The sequence below is a fragment of the Streptomyces sp. NPDC033229 genome (genome assembly GCF_055576875.1).
This window is the reverse complement of record NZ_JBVIQR010000004.1, coordinates 175,812-196,017: the sequence shown is the minus strand read 5'-3', so window position 1 is coordinate 196,017 and position 20,206 is coordinate 175,812. Positions and strand designations below refer to the sequence as shown.

The 20,206-nt window shown below is 70.6% G+C and carries 17 protein-coding genes; 4 read left to right on the top strand and 13 right to left on the bottom strand.

Features of this window, described 5'->3' with window-relative positions; all coding sequences use genetic code 11:
• Window positions 1–307: 307 nt before the first annotated feature.
• The 3 genes from ACZ53N_RS05845 to ACZ53N_RS05835 form a co-directional block, all read right to left on the bottom strand.
• The gene (locus ACZ53N_RS05845; RefSeq protein WP_469139705.1) at window positions 308–787 is read right to left on the bottom strand and encodes a nuclear transport factor 2 family protein; all 480 of its coding nucleotides are present in this window, start codon (window positions 785–787) and stop codon (window positions 308–310) included.
• Window positions 784–1,674, bottom strand: a complete 891-nt coding sequence (gene folP / locus ACZ53N_RS05840) for a dihydropteroate synthase (protein WP_469139704.1) — start codon at window positions 1,672–1,674, stop codon at window positions 784–786. The genes ACZ53N_RS05845 and folP overlap by 4 nt, the downstream gene beginning before the upstream one ends.
• A gap of 96 nt (window positions 1,675–1,770) precedes the next feature.
• The gene (locus ACZ53N_RS05835) at window positions 1,771–3,624 is read right to left on the bottom strand and encodes a phosphatidylglycerol lysyltransferase domain-containing protein (RefSeq protein WP_469139703.1); all 1,854 of its coding nucleotides are present in this window, start codon (window positions 3,622–3,624) and stop codon (window positions 1,771–1,773) included.
• A 171-nt stretch (window positions 3,625–3,795) separates the two neighbouring features.
• Here ACZ53N_RS05835 and ACZ53N_RS05830 point away from each other — a divergent pair, with 171 nt between their 5' ends.
• A complete protein-coding gene (locus tag ACZ53N_RS05830) occupies window positions 3,796–4,905 on the top strand; it encodes an alpha/beta hydrolase (RefSeq protein WP_469139702.1) in 1,110 nt (369 codons plus the stop codon).
• A 16-nt stretch (window positions 4,906–4,921) separates the two neighbouring features.
• Here the strand turns inward: ACZ53N_RS05830 and folE are convergent, their stop codons facing one another.
• From folE to dacB, 6 genes are all read right to left on the bottom strand, one after another.
• Window positions 4,922–5,527: a GTP cyclohydrolase I FolE gene (gene folE / locus ACZ53N_RS05825; RefSeq protein ID WP_184739215.1), complete on the bottom strand. Its 606-nt coding sequence runs from the start codon at window positions 5,525–5,527 to the stop codon at window positions 4,922–4,924.
• Between the two features lie 132 nt (window positions 5,528–5,659).
• A complete protein-coding gene (gene ftsH / locus ACZ53N_RS05820; protein WP_469139824.1) occupies window positions 5,660–7,690 on the bottom strand; it encodes an ATP-dependent zinc metalloprotease FtsH in 2,031 nt (676 codons plus the stop codon).
• 266 nt (window positions 7,691–7,956) lie between these two features.
• Window positions 7,957–8,496 (bottom strand): hypoxanthine phosphoribosyltransferase, encoded by a 540-nt coding sequence (hpt, locus tag ACZ53N_RS05815; RefSeq protein WP_130878793.1) that lies wholly within the window; start codon window positions 8,494–8,496, stop codon window positions 7,957–7,959.
• A gap of 90 nt (window positions 8,497–8,586) precedes the next feature.
• Window positions 8,587–9,603 (bottom strand): tRNA lysidine(34) synthetase TilS, encoded by a 1,017-nt coding sequence (gene tilS, locus ACZ53N_RS05810; protein ID WP_469139701.1) that lies wholly within the window; start codon window positions 9,601–9,603, stop codon window positions 8,587–8,589.
• Window positions 9,604–9,790: 187 nt separating this feature from the next.
• The gene (locus ACZ53N_RS05805) at window positions 9,791–10,927 is read right to left on the bottom strand and encodes a zinc-dependent metalloprotease (RefSeq protein WP_469139700.1); all 1,137 of its coding nucleotides are present in this window, start codon (window positions 10,925–10,927) and stop codon (window positions 9,791–9,793) included.
• 382 nt (window positions 10,928–11,309) lie between these two features.
• A complete protein-coding gene (gene dacB / locus ACZ53N_RS05800; RefSeq protein WP_469139699.1) occupies window positions 11,310–12,785 on the bottom strand; it encodes a D-alanyl-D-alanine carboxypeptidase/D-alanyl-D-alanine endopeptidase in 1,476 nt (491 codons plus the stop codon).
• 134 nt (window positions 12,786–12,919) lie between these two features.
• Between dacB and ACZ53N_RS05795 the strand changes: the two genes are divergently transcribed.
• Window positions 12,920–13,417: an inorganic diphosphatase gene (locus ACZ53N_RS05795; protein ID WP_130878794.1), complete on the top strand. Its 498-nt coding sequence runs from the start codon at window positions 12,920–12,922 to the stop codon at window positions 13,415–13,417.
• 150 nt (window positions 13,418–13,567) lie between these two features.
• Here the strand turns inward: ACZ53N_RS05795 and ACZ53N_RS05790 are convergent, their stop codons facing one another.
• Together ACZ53N_RS05790 and ACZ53N_RS05785 are read right to left on the bottom strand one after the other, a co-directional pair.
• On the bottom strand, window positions 13,568–15,298 hold the full coding sequence (locus tag ACZ53N_RS05790) for a threonine/serine exporter family protein (protein ID WP_469139698.1): 1,731 nt from the start codon (window positions 15,296–15,298) through the stop codon (window positions 13,568–13,570).
• 124 nt (window positions 15,299–15,422) lie between these two features.
• Window positions 15,423–16,121 (bottom strand): DedA family protein, encoded by a 699-nt coding sequence (locus ACZ53N_RS05785; protein WP_469139823.1) that lies wholly within the window; start codon window positions 16,119–16,121, stop codon window positions 15,423–15,425.
• 222 nt (window positions 16,122–16,343) lie between these two features.
• Between ACZ53N_RS05785 and ACZ53N_RS05780 the strand changes: the two genes are divergently transcribed.
• Both ACZ53N_RS05780 and ACZ53N_RS05775 read left to right on the top strand, forming a co-directional pair.
• On the top strand, window positions 16,344–16,706 hold the full coding sequence (locus ACZ53N_RS05780; protein WP_469139697.1) for a YbjQ family protein: 363 nt from the start codon (window positions 16,344–16,346) through the stop codon (window positions 16,704–16,706).
• Window positions 16,707–16,841: 135 nt separating this feature from the next.
• On the top strand, window positions 16,842–18,269 hold the full coding sequence (locus tag ACZ53N_RS05775; RefSeq protein ID WP_469139696.1) for a glutamate decarboxylase: 1,428 nt from the start codon (window positions 16,842–16,844) through the stop codon (window positions 18,267–18,269).
• A 16-nt stretch (window positions 18,270–18,285) separates the two neighbouring features.
• Here ACZ53N_RS05775 and ACZ53N_RS05770 read toward each other — a convergent pair whose 3' ends face one another.
• Both ACZ53N_RS05770 and ACZ53N_RS05765 read right to left on the bottom strand, forming a co-directional pair.
• Complete coding sequence (locus tag ACZ53N_RS05770; protein ID WP_469139695.1) at window positions 18,286–19,122, bottom strand: ABC transporter permease; 837 nt, start codon at window positions 19,120–19,122, stop codon at window positions 18,286–18,288.
• Window positions 19,119–20,102 (bottom strand): ATP-binding cassette domain-containing protein, encoded by a 984-nt coding sequence (locus ACZ53N_RS05765; protein ID WP_469139694.1) that lies wholly within the window; start codon window positions 20,100–20,102, stop codon window positions 19,119–19,121. The genes ACZ53N_RS05770 and ACZ53N_RS05765 overlap by 4 nt, the downstream gene beginning before the upstream one ends.
• Between the last annotated feature and the right edge of the window lie 104 nt (window positions 20,103–20,206).

Below are 20,206 nucleotides of genomic sequence, written 5' to 3'. Positions count from 1 at the left end.
CGCGCCGGCCACTGCCGGCACATCGCCCGTCCCCCTGCCTTCGGCCGGGTTACCCATCTTCGAATCTACCTGCGCGCACCGACAGTGCCCGCCCACGGGTGCTATGGACAAGGAGCGCACGCGGTGCTAGACGGCTCCCGCCGCGCTTACCCGATGCCCTCGCGCTCCACCCCTACCCCGCCCGCAAGCAGCTCGAACGAGTGATCACATTCCCCTCACACTGACGCGGCGCCGTGACGGACCCCACGCCCCGCACGTGACGCATGCCACTGGCGCGACACCCTCATCGCACGCGTCGGCGGCCGGATCACGCCCGCTCCGGACCGCCCGGCTCCTCGTCGTCGTCCTCCTCGTCCTCCCGGCCCGCGAGCACCGGTGAACCGTGGTGGGACCAGACCTTCCAGTCCTCCCCCACCCGCCGGAAGACGTTCGTCGCCACGACGAGCTGGCCCACCAGCGGCCCCAGCTCGCCCTCCGTCTCCGCCGGGCCACCGCTGAGGATGTTCTCCGTGCAGGTCACCAACGCGGTGTCACCGGCCACCGCCACCTCGACGTCGGTGAGGAAGAACTGGATGTAGTCGGTGCTCGCCATGATCAGCGCGTACGAGCGGAGCACCTCGCCCCGCCCCCGCAGCACCGGCCACCCCGGATGCACACACGAGACGTCGACGTCGGGGCTGTCCACCCACAGTTGCTCCATGGCCGCCGTGTCGCCGCGCTCCACCGCCTCGTACAGCGCGGTGTTCGCCAGCTCGACCCGCTCGCTGTCGGTACGCGCTGTGCTCACCAGGCCCCCTCGGCGCCGGCCGCGGCCGCTGCGCCCTCTACGGCTCTCGCGACACGGACGGCGTCCGCGCTCGCGCCCACTTCGTGCACCCGCACCGCCCACGCGCCCTCGCGCGCCGCGAGGGCGGAGACGGCGGCCGTCGCCGCGTCCCGCTCGCGGGCCGGTGGCGGACTGCCCTCGTCCCCGGCCAGCACCCGGCCGAGGAACCTCTTCCGGGAGGCGGCCACCAGCATCGGCAGGTCCAGCTCCCGGCGCAGGTGCGCCAACCGGGCCACCAGCGCCAGATCGTGCTCGGCGTTCTTCGCGAAGCCCAGCCCCGGGTCCACCACGATCCGCCCGGGGTCGACGCCCCCGGCGATCACGTCCTCCACCCGCTCCCGCAGCTCGGCGAGCACCTCGGCGACCACGTCCCCGTAGACGGCGCGGCTGTTCATGTCGGCGCTGAAGCCGCGCCAGTGCATCACCACGAAGGGGACCCCGGCCGCGGCCACCACGGGCACCATCTCCGGGTCGGCGAGCCCGCCGCTCACGTCGTTGACCAACACCGCGCCGGCCGTGACCGCCGCCTCCGCGACCGAGGCCCGCATGGTGTCGACGGACACCACCACGCCCTCGCCCGCCAGGCCGCGCACCACCGGGATCACCCGGCGCAGCTCCTCCGCCTCGTCCACCCGCGAGGCCCCGGGCCGGGTGGACTCGCCGCCCACGTCGACCAGGTCGGCACCGCCCGTGACCAGGTCCAGGCCCCGCTTGACCGCCGCGGCGGTATCGAACCAGTGGCCGCCGTCGGAGAACGAATCGGGCGTGACGTTGACCACGCCCATCACCGCACAGCGGTCCCACTCCGGCAGCCCGACAGGTCCGAAACGACCGCGCAACGTACTCATGCCACCAGCCTAGGGCGTGCGGCAAAGAGAACGCCCCCTGCCCGAAAGGTCGGACAGGGGGCGTTTTCACGCACTTTTCATTCGGTCGTCGGGCGGTCAGGCCGCGCGGGTGACCTCGTGCTGCACGGGCGCGCTGTCCTCGTCCTGCGCGTAGGGCTTCGGCTCCGCCGGGCGACGGCGCAGCAGCCGCGGCAGCTCCAGGAAGCCCTCCGCCTGCATCATCGCGAAGCCGATGCGGGGCAGGTCGCGGCTGGTCGGGAAGACGATGAAGCGCGGCTCCCAGCGCGGCCGGAACTTCTCGTTGAACTTGTACAGCGACTCGATCTGGAACCAGCGCGAGAGGAAGATCAGCACCGTGCGCTGGATGCGCACCACCGGGCCCGCGCCGAGCTTGCCGCCGCGCTCCAGGGCGGAGCGGAAGAACGCGAAGTTCAGCGACATGCGCTTGATCTTGAGCTCGGGCGCCGCCTGGAGGAAGGCGACGATCAGCAGCTCGTTCATGCCCGGGTCGGCGCTGCGGTCGCGGCGCATGAGCTCCAGCGAGCTGCCCTCCGGGCCCCACGGCACGTAGTGCTGCATGGCCTTGAGGTCACCGAAGGGGGCGTCCTCGCCCTCCTCCGGGTCCTTGTGGGCGGTGGCGATGACGGCGTCCAGGTCCTTCGGGTCGCCGATCCGGCCCAGCGCCATGGAGAAGCCGCGCTCGTCCTCGGTGTCACGCCAGGCGTTGGCGGCCTTCTGGACGACCTCGAGCTCCTCGGGGCTCAGGTCCCCGACCCGGCGCACCTTGGTGCTGTAGCCGTTGCGCTCGATGCGCTTGACCATCTGGCGGACGTTGCGCATGGAACGGCCGGAGAGGCTGAAGTCGGCCACGTCGACGATGGCCTCGTCGCCCATTTCCAGGGCGTCCAGACCGGTCTCACGGGTCCACACCTCACCGCCGGTCTCGCTGCAGCCGGCGACGGCGGGGGTCCAGGAGTGGCGCTTGGCCAGCTCCATGAACTGCTCTATCGCGCCCGGCCAGGCCTCGACGTCGCCGATGGGGTCGCCACTGGCGAGCATCACGCCGGAGACGACGCGGTAGGAGACGGCGGCCTTGCCGGAGGGCGAGAAGACGACGCTCTTGTCGCGGCGCAGCGCGAAGTGGCCGAGCGAGTCGCGCTCGCCGTGCTTGGCGAGCAGCTCGCGCAGCCGGTCCTCGTCCTCCTCGGTGAGGACGGGCGCCGGGTACGCCGGGCGGAACGCCAGGTAGGCGGTGGTGGCCACGGTCAGCAGACCGAGGGCACCGAGGGAGTAGCCGACCGTGTAGTCGACGCCGCCGGTGTAGCGGATCGATCCTTCAAAGCCGAAGAGGCCCCAGATGACGTGCTCGATCTGCTCCAGCACCGGCGGGTCGCCGACCATCTTGTTCGCGTGCGAACCGACGATCACCCAGCCGAGGCCGAAGCTGGCCCCGCCCATGAGAATGAAGTTGGCGACCGCCTTCCAGCGGCTGCGGGGGTCCGGAAGCGCGGCAAAGGACTTCTTGTGCCGGAGCAGGTAGACGAAGAGCAGCAGCGTGAGCGCGGTGCCGATGCGGGAGTGCTGGTAGATCAGCTGCGCGGCGGCACCGATCGGCAGCACCACGACGGCGGCGAACCAGGCGCGCTGCTTGGCGCGCTTGAGGCCGTGGGCGAGCATCAGCAGCAGGATGCCGACGATGATCGAGCCGGCCGCGGCCAGCTGGGTCACCGTGCCGGGAAGCACCTCGGAGAGCGCGTGCATCCTGCTCCACCGGTACCGGGGGACGACCCCGGCCACGATGTCCGCCAGACCGATGAGCGCGGCGACCGTGCCCACGACGGCAGGCACCTTCTCGGGCTTCGGCCCTCTGACGATGCGCGCGAGCCTCGACAGCCGCTTGGCCCCCTCGGGAACCCCATCGGACTTTTTGCCATCTACCCTGACAGACATCTCTTCCCGTCGTCCTGTCGAGTGGACCTGCGCCGTCTGGCGGCAGCGCCCGGACTTTATGCGCCCTGTAGGACGACGGTTTCGGGGTTGAGGTTCCGCCGGGGGCCAAGCCCGGAAAGAAGTAACCATTCCGCGACTCGGGCATCCGGTCGCTCTGGCAGAAAGCACCTCATGGGTCTCACCAGCATGGCGGTACTGCTGCTGGCCATCTCGGCCGCGGTAGTGCTCTTCGCGTTGACCATTTGGCTCTGGCCCCGCCTGGGCAAGAAGAGCATCGGATCGATCCTCGGCCGCGTCGGAATGATGCTCGCCACGCAGCTGACGCTGTTCGCGGCGATAGGCCTGTGGGCGAACCAGTCCTTCGGCTTCTACGGCTCCTGGGCCGACCTCTTCGGCCAGGTCAAGTCGGAGGGCGTCGTCGTCGACCACAGCGCCAGCGGCAAGCGGGTGCAGGTCGTGAGCACGCAGGCGGTAAAGGTGCCGCGCGGCGATGTACCGCGGGTCGGCGGCAAGATCGAGAAGATCAATGTCGCGGGCGTCGATTCGAAGATCAACGGTCCGGCCTACGTCTATCTGCCGCCGGAGTACTTCCAGCCGGAGTACGCGAAGAAGACCTTTCCGGCCTCGGTCGTCCTGACCGGCTACCCGGGCACCTCCGAGGCCCTCATCAAGGGCCTGGACTACCCGGCGCGGGCGCACAAGCTCGCCAAGGCGAAGAAGATGCAGCCCACCATTCTGGTCATGATGCGGCCGTCGGTGGTGGGGCAGCGTGACACCGAATGCATCGACATACCCAACGGCCCCCAGGCCGAGACCTTCTTCACGAAGGATCTCCGCAAGGCGGTCTCCCAGCGTTACCGCGTCGGCGACAAGGCCGCGAACTGGGGCATCATCGGCAACTCCACCGGCGGCTACTGCGCGCTGAAGATCGCCATGCGCCACCCCGAGGCCTACAGCGCCGCCGCCTCGCTCTCCGGCTACTACAAGGCCTTGCAGGACCCCACGACCGGTTCCCTCTTCGGCGGCAGCAAGAAGCTGGAGAACGAGAACAACGTGATGTGGCGGCTGAAGAACACCAAGACCCCGCCGATCTCGGTCCTGGTGACCAGCAGCGAGCAGGGCGAGCACAACTACAAGGACACCCTGAAGTTCATCAAGATGGCCAAGAACGACGCCCGGGTGTCCTCGATCATCCTCGACAGCGGCGGCCACAACTTCAACACGTGGCGCCGTGAGCTGAACCCCACCCTCCAGTGGATGGGCAGCCGCCTCAGCGCGTAGCGCCGTACGGTCCGCCTCAGCGGGCCATGATCAGGCTCATCGCCTCCGCGCGGGTAGCGGGGTCACGCAGCTGGCCCCGCACCGCCGACGTCAGCGTTTTGGCACCGGGCTTCCGGATGCCCCGCATTGACATGCACATGTGCTCGCACTCGATGACCACGACCACGCCGCGCGGCTCGAGGATCTCCATCAGCGAGTCGGCGATCTGCGTCGTGAGCCGCTCCTGCACCTGCGGGCGGCGGGCGTAGACATCCACCAGGCGGGCCAGCTTCGACAGGCCCGTTATCTTCCCGCTCGTCGCCGGGATGTAGCCGACGTGCGCCACCCCGTGGAACGGCACCAGGTGGTGCTCACAGGTGCTGTAGACCTCGATGTCCCGCACCAGCACCATCTCGTCGTGGCCGATGTCGAACGTCGTCGTCAGGACGTCCTCCGGCTCCTGCCACAGCCCCGCGAAGATCTCCTTGTACGCCCGGGCGACGCGTGCCGGCGTCTCGCGCAGGCCCTCCCGGTCCGGGTCCTCCCCGACCGCGATGAGCAGCTCGCGGACGGCGTTCTCGGCCCGCTTCTCGTCGAATGCGCCGACGGGGCCCTCGATGTCCAGCGTCACCGGGTCGGTCATGGGAGTTGCCTCGTTCTCTGTTTCGTTCGCACTGCGCGGCCCGGACATGCGAGATGCCGCACCCCCAGGCTAATAACCTGGGTGGTGCGGCATCCATTCCGGGCCCGTGGGGCGCCGGTCACATCCTGCTGATCAGCTCTCCGGGGTGGCGTTCCCGCCGCCGTAGGAGCGCGGGGCGTCCTCGGGGAGGTCGACCGACTCCACGGGCTGGACGCCGTTGCTCGGCGCCAGCTCCTTGGGGGAGAGCACCGGCGGGCGGGTCGAGGGCGTACGACGCGAGGAACCGGTCCACGCCGGGCGGGCCGGGCGCTTCACGATGTGCTTGAAGACCTCGGCGATCTCCTCCTTGTTCAGCGTCTCCTTCTCCAGGAGGGCCAGAACCAGGTTGTCGAGAACGTCGCGGTTCTCGACGAGGATCTCCCACGCCTCGTTGTGCGCGGTCTCGATGAGCTTCTTGACCTCTTCGTCGACCAGCGCGGCGACCTCTTCGGAGTAGTCGCGCTGGTGCGCCATCTCACGGCCCAGGAACGGCTCGCTGTTGTCCGAGCCGAACTTGATCGCGCCGAGCCGCTCGGTCATGCCGTACTGCGTGACCATCGCGCGGGCCGTGGCGGTGGCCTTCTCGATGTCGTTGGCCGCACCGGTGGTCGGGTCGTGGAAGACCAGCTCCTCGGCCGCGCGGCCGCCCAGCATGTACGCCAGCTGGTCGAGCATCTCGTTGCGCGTGGTGGAGTACTTGTCCTCGTCGGGGAGGACCATGGTGTAGCCGAGCGCACGGCCGCGGGACAGGATCGTGATCTTGTGCACCGGGTCGGAGTTCGGAGACGCCGCCGCGACCAGGGCGTGACCGCCCTCGTGGTACGCGGTGATCTTCTTTTCCTTGTCGCTCATGATCCGGGTCCGCTTCTGCGGTCCGGCCACGACACGGTCGATCGCCTCGTCCAGCGAGTGGTTGTCGATCAGCTTCTTGTCGCTGCGGGCCGTGAGCAGCGCCGCCTCGTTCAGCACGTTCGACAGGTCGGCGCCGGTGAAGCCGGGCGTACGACGGGCGACCGCGCCCAGGTCGACGTCCGGGGCGACCGGCTTGCCCTTCTGGTGGACCTTGAGGATCTCCAGACGGCCCTGCATGTCCGGGCGGTCGACGGCGATCTGCCGGTCGAAGCGGCCGGGGCGCAGCAGCGCGGGGTCGAGGATGTCCGGGCGGTTCGTGGCGGCGATCAGGATGACGCCGCCCTTCACGTCGAAGCCGTCCATCTCGACCAGGAGCTGGTTGAGGGTCTGCTCGCGCTCGTCGTGACCGCCGCCGAGGCCCGCGCCGCGGTGCCGGCCGACGGCGTCGATCTCGTCGACGAAGACGATGGCCGGGGCGTTGGCCTTGGCCTGCTCGAACAGGTCACGGACCCGGGAGGCACCCACACCGACGAACATCTCGACGAAGTCGGAACCGGAGATCGAGTAGAACGGCACGCCCGCCTCGCCGGCGACGGCGCGCGCGAGCAGCGTCTTGCCCGTACCGGGCGGGCCGTAGAGCAGCACACCCTTCGGGATCTTGGCGCCGACGGCCTGGAACTTCGCCGGCTCCTGGAGGAACTCCTTGATCTCGTGGAGCTCCTCGACCGCCTCGTCGGACCCGGCCACATCGGCGAAGGTCGTCTTCGGGGTGTCCTTGGTGATGAGCTTGGCCTTGGACTTCCCGAAGTTCATGACCCGGGAGCCGCCGCCCTGCATCTGGTTCATCAGGAACAGGAAGACCACGACGATGAGGACGAACGGCAGCAGCGAGAGCAGCACCCCGATGAAGGGGTTCTGCTTCGACGTGGCGATGTTGTACCCGTCGGGCAGCGTGTCCTTGTTGTCGTCGTCGGCCTTGGCCTGAAGATCCTTGGAGATCTCGACGCCCTGGTCGCCGATGTAGTTCGCCTGGATCTTGGAACTGCCCTTGACCTTCTGGCCTGGCTTGAGTTCGACCTTGACCTTGTTCTCGTCACCGGTCGTCAGCTCGGCCGATTTCACCAGGTTCTTGTCGATCGCGTTGACGACCTGACTGGTGTCCACCGACTTGTAGCCGCCGGACGAGCCGACGACCTGCATCAACACGACCACGGCGAGGACGGCCAGCACGATCCACATGACCGGCCCACGGAAGTAGCGCTTCACGTCCATCCATACGGGGCGCAAGCGCCCCGTCCCTCCTGCCACAGTGAGGCACGGCCGCCCCTGATCGGGGTGCCTGTGCGTACGGTGTTCTGCTCGACCTTGCAGTGCTTGAAAAAGAATGCTTGAAACTTCTGACCTTCGGACGGTACCCCAGCATTGTCACCCGACGCTGCCGGAGACGGTCAACCAAACCGTCTTCGCATGCTCCAACGGCGGGAACCGTCGGTCGGTTCCCGCCCGCCGGAGAGGGGCCCTGTCCGGGGCCGGATGGCTCAGCCGCCGTAGACGTGCGGCGCGAGCGTGCCCACGAAGGGCAGGTTGCGGTACTTCTCCGCGAAGTCGAGGCCGTAACCGACGACGAACTCGTTGGGAATGTCGAAGCCGACCCACTTGACGTCGATGGCGACCTTGGCCGCCTCCGGCTTGCGCAGCAGGGTGACGACCTTGAGGGACGCCGGCTCGCGCGAGCCCAGGTTCGACAGCAGCCACGACAGCGTCAGACCGGAGTCGATGATGTCCTCGACGATCAGGACGTGCTTGCCCTTGATGTCGGTGTCGAGGTCCTTGAGGATCCGGACCACGCCGGAGGACTGCGTGCCCGCGCCGTACGAGGACACGGCCATCCAGTCCATGGTCACGGGCGTCGACAGCGCACGCGCCAGGTCCGCCATGACCATCACGGCGCCCTTGAGGACACCGACGATCAGCAGGTCCTTGCCCGCGTACTCCGCGTCGATCTCCGCCGCCAGCTCGGCCAGCTTCGCGTCGATCTCTTCCTTGGTGATGAGCACCGACTTGAGGTCGGTGCCCATGTCCTTGTCGTCCACCCGCGCCACTCCGCTTGTTTAAGGCTCATCCGGCTCATCCGAGGCGAGCCGAGGCTCGTTCGCTGCTCGTTCGAATCAGCCCTGCCGGAGGACCAGTCTGCCACCCTGCCTGCGAACCGCGACGCGCCCGGGCAGGTTGATGGCCCCCTGGCCGCGCCAACCGGTGATCAGCCGGTCGACTTCCTCGATGTGCCGGGCGAAGAGCGAACCGGCCGGGGCGCCCGCCGAGATGGCCGCGCGGCGCAGCACACGGCGGCGGACCGCGGGGGGCAGCCGGTAGAGCTTCGCGGCTTCCAGGGCGCCCGTCTCGTCGCGCACGGAGGGCTCGACGTCGGCGGCCCAGGCGTCGAGGGCGTCCGCGTCGTCCCGGGAGAGCCGGGCGGTGCGGGCGAGGGCCTCGACGACGCCCTTGCCGAGCGCCTTCTCCAGCACGGGCAGCGCCTCGTGGCGGACCCGGGAGCGGGTGTACGCCGGGTCCTCGTTGTGCGGGTCGTCCCAGACGGGGAGCGACTGGACCATGCAGGCCTTGCGGGCCGTCTGCCGGTCCAGGCCGAGGAAGGGCCTGCGGTAGCGGCCACCGGCCCCGGAGGCGACGGCCATGCCGGACAGCGAGCGGATGCCCGAGCCGCGGGCGAGCCCGAGCAGGACGGTCTCCGCCTGGTCGTCCCGGGTGTGGCCGAGGAGCACCGCGGCGGCGCCGTGGCGCTCCGCGACGGCGTCCAGGGCGGCATAGCGGGCGTCACGGGCGGCGGCCTCGGGGCCGCCCTCCCTGCCCACGGTGACCGTCACGGCCTCGACGGGGTCGAGACCGAAGGCGGCGAGACGGCTGACGACCTCCGCGGCGCGGAGGTCCGAGCCGTGCTGGAGGCCGTGGTCGACGGTGACCCCGCCGGCCCGGACCCCGAGCCTCGGGGCCTCGAAGGCGAGGGCGGAGGCGAGTGCCATGGAGTCGGCGCCGCCGGAGCAGGCGACGAGGACGAGCGGCCGGCGGTCCCCGGAGGGCACGGCGGCGGGCGGAGCGAGGGTGAGGACGTCGTGGAGTACGCGGCGGACCGCCAGGCGTATCGCGGCGACCGCGGGATGTGGACCCATGTCCCTGTGTCCAATCGTTCCAATGGAGGGGGTTCGGAGCTGTACGAGCTTCGAGCATCAGTCACGCTGTGTGCGTCGATGGTGACAGAAGCGAGCCTTTACCCGAGCATCGCACGCCCACCCTTGGCTCACGGTCCCTCGGACGGGTGATTACGGGGGCGTTCATCCCACAGGGGGCGTGTTCGAATTACTTCTCGGATTTACGGTGCACTCGCGTGACCCAGTCCGCGGGTTTGGCGATCTCCGCCTTGGTCGGGAGCGTGTTGGGCGAAGTCCATACCCGGTTGAACCCGTCCATACCGACCTCGTCGACCACGGCCCGCACGAAACGCTCACCGTCGCGATACTGCCGGAGTTTCGCATCCAGTCCGAGCAGCTTGCGAAGCGCCGCGTCCAGCCGGCCGGCGCCGCGCGCCCGCCGCTGCTGGAACTTCTCCCGGATCTCCGTCACCGACGGCACGACCTGCGGCCCCACACCGTCCATCACATAGTCGGCGTGCCCCTCCAGCAACGACATCACGGCCGTCAGCCGGGCCAGGATCTCCCGCTGCGCGGGCGTCTGGACCAGATCCACGATGCGGGGCGCCCCACTGTCCTCGCCCTCCGGCCGGCCGCCCGCCAGCGACTGGGCGGCCTCGCGCAGCCGCTCCAGCAGCGTCGCCGGGTCGACCTCGGTCTCCCCCAGGAACGACTGGATCTCGCCCTCGATATGGGCGCGCAGCCAGGGCACGGCCGTGAACTGCGTCCGGTGCGTCTCCTCGTGCAGGCACACCCACAGCCGGAAGTCGTGCGGATCCACTTCGAGCTCGCGCTCGACGTGCACGATGTTCGGCGCGACGAGCAGCAGCCTTCCGCCTCCGGCGCCGGCACCGGGGAGATCACCCGTGCCCGGGGCGAACGTCTCGTACTGTCCGAGCACCCTGGACGCCAGGAACGACAGCAGCATCCCCAGCTCGACACCGGTCACCTTGCCGCCGACGGCACCGAGCACGGCCGTGCTCGCACCGCTGCGGCGGTCCTGCATCTTCTCCAGCAACGGCCCGAGGATCGCCCGGAACCCCTCGACGTTCGCCTTGATCCACCCGGCCCGGTCCACGACGAGCACGGGGGTGTCACCCGCGAAGGCGTCACCGTCCTGGACCGGTGGTGCCATTCGCGTGAACGCGCGAACATGCCCCTCCGACGCCTTCGCGTGCCGCCGCAGCTCCGCGACGATCGCCCGCGCCTCGTCCCGGCTCACCTCCGGCCCCGGCCGCACGAGCCGGGTCGCGGTCGCCACCGCGAGCTTCCAGTCGACCATCTCCGCACCACCGAGGCTTGTCATGCCTTTCACGGTACGTGTTGCGCGCGGCTGGCGGTTAGGGGTTGACCTTTGCCGGGTTCCCCGCCGTTTCCCGCTGACGCGGGGCGTGTCCGCTGCGCGGGGCTGTTTCGGTGCGGTGTCGGGCCTCCGCGGGCCCCTTGCGGGGCTGCTTCGCTTTACGCCCCGCAAGGGGCCCGCTCCGACCCGCCACCTCCCGTGGTGGGTGGGGAAAAAACCTCTGGCGTTGCGGTCAGTTCTCACGTGCCGGTCACCACTGGGTCTTTCCTCCCCCCGGCAGGAGGGGGAGGCCCCCGCAGGCCCGGCACCGACCTGACAACGCCCCGCGCAGCGGCAACGGCGGGGAACCCGCCAACGGTCAAAGCCCGCCGCGCAGCGGCATCCGTCAACGACAACCGCACCCGGCAACCGCAGTCGCCATACGGTCCAGGGCTCGCTGCGCACCCTCCGGGTCACCGGACCCCGTGGTCATGAAGGCGAAAGCCAAGAGGCGGCCATCCGCGTCCACCGCCGTACCCGCCAGGGAGTTCACCCCCGTCAGCGTGCCCGTCTTGGCACGGACGAGGCCGCGTCCGGCCTCATCCGCGTAACGCGAGCGCAGCGTCCCGCTGAAACCCGCCACCGGCAAGCCCGTCAGGACCGGACGCAGTTCCGGATGCGCGGGGTCCGCCGCGCGGGCGAGGAGTTGGGAGAGGAGGGCCGCCGAGACCTGGTCGGCGCGGTCGAGGCCGCTGCCGTCGGCGATGCGGGCGCCGGACATGGGGAGGCCGAGCTTGGCCAGGCGGTCGGTGACGGCCTTCGCGGCGCCCTCGAAGCTCGCCGGTTGGCCGGAGGCGAGCGCGGTCTGGCGGGCGAGGGCCTCGGCGATGTCGTTGTCGCTGTTGGTGAGGGCCCGCTCGACCAGGGCGGACAGCGGCGGGGAGGAGACCACGGCGAGACGTTCCGCCTTCGCCGGTGCCGAGCCGCCGGACGGGTCACCGTCGATCTCGACGCCTCGCTCGCGCAACAGGGAGGCGAACCGCCCCGCCGCGTCGGCGGCCGGGTCGGCGCCGCGCTCGGCGGGGCCGCGGTCGGAGTCGTCCTGGCGGCCCTCGTCAATCATGAGCGCGCTCACGGGGGCGATGTTCTCGTTCGGGCCGATGACGTGTTGCGCGGGCCCGGAGTAGCGGGAGGTGTCGTACGTGAGCTTGGTGCGGGCGGTGCCGCGGGCCTTGAGGGCGCGGGCCGTGGCGTCGGCCAGCGTCCGCAGGCCGGCGGCGTCCGCCGTACCCTCCCGGGCCGTGAGGGTCGGGTCGCCGCCGCCGACGAGCACGATGCCGTCCTTGCCCTTCACCACGGTCGTGTCGATGCGGTGGTCGGGGCCGAGCGCGGAGAGCGCGGCTGCCGCCGTGGCCAGCTTGACCGTGGAGGCGGGGGTGTAGGCGGTGTCCTGGTCGGCGCCGTAGAGCTGCTCGCCGGTGGCGACGTCGACCACGGAGGCCGAGCGGTCGGGGCCCAGGCCGCCGTCTTCCAGCAGCGGCTTCAACGTGTCGGTCAGACCGTCCCGGGTGGGTGCCGGGGCGGTGGCGCGGCCGGACTTTCCGCCCGTGGCGCCGCCCTGCCCGCCGAGGGGGGCGAGGACCGGCGCCACGAGGGGGCGTCGGGCCTCGGCGTGATGCTCGCCACCCGTCGCCGGTCCCGCCGCGGCACGGGCGCGCTCGGCCTTACGCTGACCCTCGTCCCAGGGACCGGCGGCCGCCACCGCGCCGGTCGCGACCACGAGGCCGGTCACGGCGGACGCCGCGACGAACCGCACGGTCCGGCGCTGCTCCCGTGGGGCGTTCCGCCACCACCTGAACTGCCACGTTCTGGCCTCAGGCACTACGGACCAGCCCCTTTCGCCACCACACACCCGCGTGAGGGACACTTAATCACTGCGCTTCACCGAGAGCACGGCACCCGCCCCCGGTAGCGCGAAGCACCCAGACGCATGTGTTGATCATGAAGGAGCCACCCGTGGAGTTCGACGTCACCATCGAGATCCCGAAGGGTTCGCGGAACAAGTACGAGGTGGACCACGAGACCGGTCGCATCCGTCTGGACCGCCGACTCTTCACCTCGACCAGCTACCCGGCCGACTACGGCTTCGTCGAGAACACCCTCGGTGAGGACGGCGACCCGCTGGACGCCCTCGTCATCCTGGACGAGCCCACCTTCCCGGGCTGCCTCATCAAGTGCCGCGCCATCGGCATGTTCCGCATGACGGACGAGGCCGGCGGCGACGACAAGCTGCTCTGCGTCCCCGCCTCGGACCCGCGCGTGGAGCACCTGCGCGACATCCACCACGTGTCGGAATTCGACCGCCTCGAGATCCAGCACTTCTTCGAGGTCTACAAGGACCTCGAGCCCGGCAAGTCCGTCGAGGGCGCCGACTGGGTCGGCCGCGCCGAGGCCGAGGCCGAGATCGAGGCCTCGTACAAGCGCCTCGAGGCTGCGGGCGGCTCGCACCACTGAGTGGTTACCGGGGCTCCGCCCCGGACCCCGGCCCTCAAGCGCCGGACGGGCTGCTTTTGCAGCCCGTCCGGCGCTTGAGGACGCGCCCGCAGGGCGCTCGCCGCCGCAGGCGGCAACGACGGCCCGCAGCCGAAGGCCCACCGGAAAGGCCTAGAACCCCCTCGTCCGCTTCGCCGCCCGCCGCCCAGGCGCAGGCGGGCCCGGGACCTTGAGGAAGAGCCGGGCGACCTCGGAGCCCAGGTTCACCCCGATGGCGATGGCCAGGGCGAGCGCGGCGGCCCTCGTGAGGCTGGCGATGCCGGCGTTCAGCTCGTTCTTCGCGAAGTTCAGCAGCGCGAAATACGTGGCACTACCGGGCAGCAGCGGGCCGATGGCCGCCGTCACGTACGGCAGCGCGGACGCGTACCGGTAGCGGGACAGCAGCTGGCCGAAGAGGCCGACCACCCCGGCGGCGATGGCCGTGGCGGGCACCGGGTCCATCCCGGCCGTGTCGGCGAGGGCCGCGTAGATGACCCAGGCGACGCCGCCGTTGACCGTGGCCCAGAGCACGGTGTGACGTTCCTGCTGGAGCAGCACCGCGAAGGCGAGGGCCAGCAGCATCGCCGCGATGATCTGGATGAGGGGCCGCTCCACGTGCTCCAGCGCCGCCTCGGGGTCGAGGGTCCCCGCGCCGCCGACGTGCACGCCCCCGTAGAGGACCATCAGCACGCCGCAGACGATGCCCGCGATGAGGTAGCCGACCTCCAGGAGCCGGGCGGCGGCGGTGATGTAGTAGCCGGTCAGACCGTCCTGGACGCCTGCGACGAGGGCCCGCCCGGGGATCAGGGCGAACAGCCCACCGGTGATCACCGCGGACGCCTGGACGTCCGGGTGGCTGGCGCTGATCGCGACGCCTATCGCGGCGGGCGGCATCGCCGCCGCGACGAACTGGTAGAACTCCGGCAGTCCGCGCCCCGAGGCCAGCCAGGCCAGCCGGTCGCCGAGTACCGCTCCGGCCGCCGCCGCGAGGAAGACCACGAGCCCGCCGCCGACGAGCATGGACGCGGCGCCCGCGAGCAGCCCGGAGGCGACGGTGAGCCCCCAGCCCGGATAGGGGTGACGGTTGCGGCGAATCTCGGCGAGGCGGCCGTAGGACTCCTCCAGGGTGAGCCCCTGGGACGTGATGTCGTGGACGAGCCGGAAGACGGCGGAGAGCCGGTTGTAGTCGGTGCCGCGACGGCGGACCGTGCGGTTGGCGGTGACCGGGTCGTCGACGAGGGACGGCTGGTAGCTCACGGTCAGCAGGGTGAACGTGACGGTCGGCTCGCAGCGGTCGAGCCCGTAGGCGTGCGCGACGCCGAACATCGCGGCCTCGACGTCCTCGGCGCCCTCACCGCCGGCGAGCAGCAGCTCGCCGATGCGCAGGGTCAGGTCGAGTACGCGCGGAACGGCGGGACCGGCCTCGTCGGCCTTCCCGGGGCGCTCGGGGGCCGGTCGCTCCCCCACCGGCATGCGCAGCATGGTGCGCATGCGGTCCTGCCAGGGCACTTCCTTGGTGAGGTTGACCTTGGGTATGCCGTAGGGCGGTGTGAAGGCCGCGTACGGCGTCCCCTGGGTCGTGCTCGGCCCGGCGGTGCCCGGGGGAAGGGTGAAGGCCGAGCCCTCGGGCTCGTTCTCCGGCTCGGGGGCGACGCCCTCGGGCACGGCGAACTCGGAGGTGGGGTGCTCGTCCTCCGGCGGTGCCGGCAGGGGCACGCCCAGCGGCGGGGTGAAGGCGCTGTGCGCCTCGTCGGACTGCGGCTTGCGGTCCTCGACCGTCTCCGCGTCCGAGGCGCTGCTGCCGCCCCACTGCCGATCCACCACCACTGCTCCTCGTACGCCCGCCCTGTTTACGGCCACCATGCACGATCAGTGGCGCGTGTGCCCAGTGGGGGTCCGCACATGCGGACGAAAGCGCCCCACTTCGGTCGCGACCAGGGTCGGGACCGCAGCGGGGCGGTGTCGACGGGGCGGTGTCGGCGGGGGCTCAGCGCTTGGCGTGCCGGCCGCGCTGGGCCGGCGGTCGGCCGTCCTCGGGGCCGCCGCCGAGGACCGGCGGGGCCTTCTTCGCCTTGGAACGGGCACGCAGGAACTCGATGGCGATCGGGACCACCGAGATCAGCACGATCGCGACCAGCATCGCCTCGATATTGGTCTTGACGAACTCGACGTTGCCGAGTGCGGCGCCCAGCAGCGTCACGCCGGCGCCCCACAGGGTGCCACCGATGATGTTGAAGATCAGGAAGGAGCGGTAGTTCATCCGGACGACGCCCGCGATGATCGGCGTGAACGTCCGGATCACCGGCACGAAGCGGGCCAGCACCAGGGACTTCGGCCCGTACTTCTCGAAGAATTCATGGGCCTTCTCGACGTTCTCCTGCTTGAAGATCTTCGAGTCGGGTCGCTTGAAGAGCGCCGGACCCACCTTCCGGCCGAAGAGATAGCCCGCCTGGTCGCCGAGGACGGCGGCGAGCACGACGAGCAGACAGACCAGCCACAGCGGCTTGTCCAGCGTGCCCGCGGTGACCAGCAGGCCGGTCGTGAACAGGAGCGAGTCTCCCGGCAGGAAGAAGCCGATGAGCAGGCCCGACTCGGCGAAGACGATGGCCAGCACGCCGTAGAGGCCGAACTCACCGATCAGGTAGTCCGGGTCCAGCCACTGGGGGCCGAGCGCGAGGGTGGTCATGGGGGTCACGGGGACAGGCTCCTGGGTCGAGGCGCAGGCTCGTGCGAGGCCCGGGCACAGGCGGGGGGAGGCGTGTGTGCGGCCCCAAGTTATCAACGCGGCCGCCGGGGTCCTGGTTCCAGAGGGTTGCCGGGGCGGTACACCCGGTCGGCGCAACGTTCCGGGCCCGACGTGCGTCTCGGTAGACATCCGGCAAAACTGCACAACACGGAGGTGCGTGCGATGGGCATCGAGGATTTCGGTGGCGGGCAGAGCCAGTCCGATGTGCTGGTGGTCACGACGAACGACGTCCCCGGCTACCGGGTCGACAAGGTCATCGGCGAGGTCTTCGGCCTCACCGTCCGTTCCCGGCACCTCGGCAGCCAGATCGGCGCGGGCCTGAAATCCCTGATCGGCGGCGAGCTCAAGGGTCTGACCAAGACCCTGGTCGAGACCCGTAACCAGGCGATGGAGCGCCTGGTCGAGCAGGCCAGGGCCCGCGGCGCCAACGCGGTGCTGATGTTCCGCTTCGATGTGACGGAAGCGGCGGACGTCGGCACGGAGGTCTGTGCGTACGGCACGGCAGTGGTGATCTCACAACGATGAGCCTGTTCGCATAGGAGGCGACCCCGGCCCGATCAAGCCCGTCCGGCGCTTGAGGACCGGGGTCCGGGGCAGAGCCCCGGTGACGAGCTGCCTGGTCCGCCGCTTAGACCGCACAGTAAGGGGCACGCGCAGACCATGGCACTGCACAAGGGCAATGGCACGGACGACCGGGCGGACGCCTCCCCGCGGGGCTTCTCCGTCAACCCCTTCTACGGCGAAGCAGACCCGCTCGGCGGCATGGCGTCGGAGCCACCGCGCCACGCCCTGCCCGACGGGCCCATGCCCCCGCACGCCGCCTATCAGTTCGTCCACGACGAGCTGATGCTCGACGGCAACGCCCGGCTCAACCTGGCGACCTTCGTCACCACCTGGATGGAGCCCCAGGCCGGTGTGCTGATGGCCGAGTGCCGGGACAAGAACATGATCGACAAGGATGAGTACCCGCGCACGGCGGAGCTGGAGAAGCGCTGTGTGCGGATGCTCGCCGACCTCTGGCACGCGCCCGACCCGGCTTCGGCCGTCGGCTGCTCGACCACCGGCTCGAGCGAGGCGTGCATGCTCGCCGGGATGGCCTTCAAGCGGCGCTGGGCGCTCGCGAACGCGGATCGCTATCCGTCGGGCGGCGCCCGGCCCAATCTCGTCATGGGCGCGAACGTCCAGGTCTGCTGGGAGAAGTTCTGCAATTTCTGGGAGGTCGAGGCCCGGGTGCTGCCCATGGAGGGCGACCGCTTCCACCTCGACGGCGCCGGGGCCGCGGCGCTCTGCGACGAGAACACCATCGGGGTCGTCACCGTACTCGGCTCGACCTTCGACGGGTCCTACGAGCCGGTGGCCGACATCTGCGCGGCGCTGGACGATCTCCAGGAGCGCACGGGCCTGGACATCCCGGTCCATGTGGACGGCGCGTCCGGCGCGATGGTCGCGCCGTTCCTCGACGAGGAGCTGGTGTGGGACTTCCGGCTGCCGCGCGTCGCGTCCATCAACACCTCCGGGCACAAGTACGGGCTGGTCTACCCCGGCGTGGGCTGGGCGCTGTGGCGGGACGCGGCCGCACTGCCCGAGGAGCTGGTGTTCCGGGTCAATTACCTGGGCGGGGACATGCCGACCTTCGCGTTGAACTTCTCCCGGCCGGGCGCGCAGGTCGCCGCGCAGTACTACACCTTCGTGCGGCTGGGCCGGGAGGGCTACCGGGCGGTGCAGCGGAACTCCCGTGACGTGGCCCGCAAGCTGGCCGACGGGATCGAGGCGCTCGGTGACTTCCGGCTGCTGACCCGCGGCGACGAACTGCCCGTCTTCGCGTTCACGACGGCCGACGGCGTCACGAACTACGACGTGTTCGATGTGTCGCGGCGGCTGCGGGAGCGCGGTTGGCTCGTGCCCGCGTACACCTTCCCGCCGAACCGGGAGGACCTGTCCGTGCTGCGTGTCGTCTGCCGCAACGGCTTCTCGCTCGACCTCGCCGAGTTGTTCCTCGACGACCTGGGCGCCCTCCTGCCGGAGCTGCGGCGACAGCCGGGACCGCTGGACCGGCCCCAGGCCGTCGCCACCGCCTTCCATCACTGAGCGGCTGCCCGTCCCCTCACCGCCCCAGACCCCGGTAGCGCCGCAGGGCTAGCGGCAGGAAGACCGCGAGCAGGAGCAGCGGCCAGGCCACCGCCATCGACAGGGCGTGGACGGCGGCCCATGAGCCGCCGTCCACGCCGGGGCTGCCGAAGAGCTCCCGGACGGCGGCGGCCGTGGCCGACATCGGGTTCCACTCGGCGATGGCGCCGAGCCAGCCGGGCATGGTCTCGGCGGACGCGAAGACGTTGGAGAGGAAGCCGACGGGCCAGATGAGGATCTGTACGGCCTGGACGAGTTCGGGCTTGCCCGCCACCATCGCGAGGTAGATGCCGAGCCACAGCATCGCGAACCGCAGCAGGAGCAGCAGTCCCACCGCGTGGAGGGCGTTGCCGGGGCCGTCGTGCCAGCGCCAGCCCATCAGCAGCCCGACGCCGATCATCACGAGCAGGCTGAGCACGGACTGGAGCATGTCCAGGGCGCTGCGGCCGACGAGGACGGCGGAGGGGGCCATCGGCAGGGATCGGAAGCGGTCGATGACGCCCTTGTTGAGGTCCTGGGTGACGGCGACCATCGTGCCTTCCAGGCCGAAGGCCATGGTCAGCGCGAGCATGCCGGGGACGAGGAACTCCTTGTAGTCGCCACCGCCCGGGACGGTCATGCCGCCGCCGAGGAAGTAGGCGAACATCAGCAGCATCATGACCGGGAAGGCGAGGCCGACGAGCACCTGGACGGGCTGCCGGGCCCAGTGCGCGAGGCCGCGCCGGGTCATGGTCCAGGAATCGGCGAGCACCCATGTCGAGGGGTGCGCCGGTGCGGGGGCACGGTCGGGGACGTGCGCGGGGGCATGGGTCATGCGGCCGCTCCTTCCTTCGCTTCGGCGCCGACCGGTGCGGCGCCCGTGACGTGCAGGAACACCTCGTCGAGCGTCGGGCGGCGCAGCGCGATGTCCGCCGCCTCGATGCCGGCCGCCGCCAGTGCCCGGACGGTCCCGGTCAGCGCGGCCATCCGGTCGGTGACCGGCGCGCTGATCAGTCGGCGGTCGGCGTCGGTGGTGACCGCCGCAGCACGGGCGGCCAGGGCCACGGCGGCCCCGGCGTCGGCCAGTCGGCCGGCGTCGCGCACGACGACGTCGATGCGGTCGCCGCCGAGCCGGGCCTTGAGCTCGTCGGGGGTGCCCGCCGCGATGACCTTGCCGGTGTCGACGACGGAGATCCGGTCGGCGAGCTGGTCGGCCTCCTCCAGGTACTGGGTGGTCAGCAGCACGGTCGTGCCGCCGCCGACCAGGGAGCGCACCGATTCCCACACCTCGGTGCGGCCGCGCGGGTCGAGGCCGGTGGTGGGCTCGTCGAGGAAGAGCACCTCGGGGGCCGGGATCAGCGCGGCGGCGAGGTCGAGGCGGCGCCGCATGCCGCCGCTGTAGCGGCCGACCGGCTTGCGCCCGGTGTCGGCCAGGTCGAACCGTTCCAGCAGTTCCCCCGCGCGGGCGGCGGCCCGGCGGGGGCCGAGGTGATAGAGCCTGCCGAACATGTCGAGGTTCTGACGGCCACTCAACTCCTCGTCCACGGCGGCGTGCTGGCCGAGCAGCCCGATCCGCCGACGGACCTCGTCGGGGTGGCGCAGTACGTCGCGTCCGGCCACCTCGGCCCGGCCGGCGTCGGGTCGCAGCAGGGTGGCGAGGACGCGGACGGCCGTGGTCTTGCCGGCCCCGTTGGGCCCGAGCAACCCGTGGACGGTGCCGCGCGGGACAGTGAGGTCCAGGCCGTCGAGGGCTCGCTTCTTCCCGTAGGCCTTCCGCAGTCCTTCGACAACGATCGCGTGATCGGTGTCAGTCAATGCGCTCTCCTCCGATCGGTAGTCAAACTTGACTACGCGAGGAAAGTACTCCCCGTCCCGAACGTAGTCAAACTTGATTACCGACTTTCGTCCGTGGCGTCCGA

Bases quoted from the DNA above. Each gene is read 5' to 3' on its own strand.
- ACZ53N_RS05770 (WP_469139695.1), bottom strand. From the start codon at position 19,122: ATGACCCATGCCCCCGCGCACGTCCCCGACCGTGCCCCCGCACCGGCG.
- ACZ53N_RS05805 (WP_469139700.1), bottom strand. From the start codon at position 10,927: ATGACAAGCCTCGGTGGTGCGGAGATGGTCGACTGGAAGCTCGCGGTG.
- ACZ53N_RS05785 (WP_469139823.1), bottom strand. From the start codon at position 16,121: ATGACCACCCTCGCGCTCGGCCCCCAGTGGCTGGACCCGGACTACCTG.
- tilS (WP_469139701.1), bottom strand. From the start codon at position 9,603: ATGGGTCCACATCCCGCGGTCGCCGCGATACGCCTGGCGGTCCGCCGC.
- ACZ53N_RS05780 (WP_469139697.1), top strand. From the start codon at position 16,344: ATGGGCATCGAGGATTTCGGTGGCGGGCAGAGCCAGTCCGATGTGCTG.
- folP (WP_469139704.1), bottom strand. From the start codon at position 1,674: ATGAGTACGTTGCGCGGTCGTTTCGGACCTGTCGGGCTGCCGGAGTGG.
- hpt (WP_130878793.1), bottom strand. From the start codon at position 8,496: ATGGGCACCGACCTCAAGTCGGTGCTCATCACCAAGGAAGAGATCGAC.
- ACZ53N_RS05790 (WP_469139698.1), bottom strand. From the start codon at position 15,298: ATGGTGGCCGTAAACAGGGCGGGCGTACGAGGAGCAGTGGTGGTGGAT.
- folE (WP_184739215.1), bottom strand. From the start codon at position 5,527: ATGACCGACCCGGTGACGCTGGACATCGAGGGCCCCGTCGGCGCATTC.
- ACZ53N_RS05835 (WP_469139703.1), bottom strand. From the start codon at position 3,624: ATGTCTGTCAGGGTAGATGGCAAAAAGTCCGATGGGGTTCCCGAGGGG.
- ftsH (WP_469139824.1), bottom strand. From the start codon at position 7,690: ATGGACGTGAAGCGCTACTTCCGTGGGCCGGTCATGTGGATCGTGCTG.
- ACZ53N_RS05775 (WP_469139696.1), top strand. From the start codon at position 16,842: ATGGCACTGCACAAGGGCAATGGCACGGACGACCGGGCGGACGCCTCC.
- ACZ53N_RS05830 (WP_469139702.1), top strand. From the start codon at position 3,796: ATGGGTCTCACCAGCATGGCGGTACTGCTGCTGGCCATCTCGGCCGCG.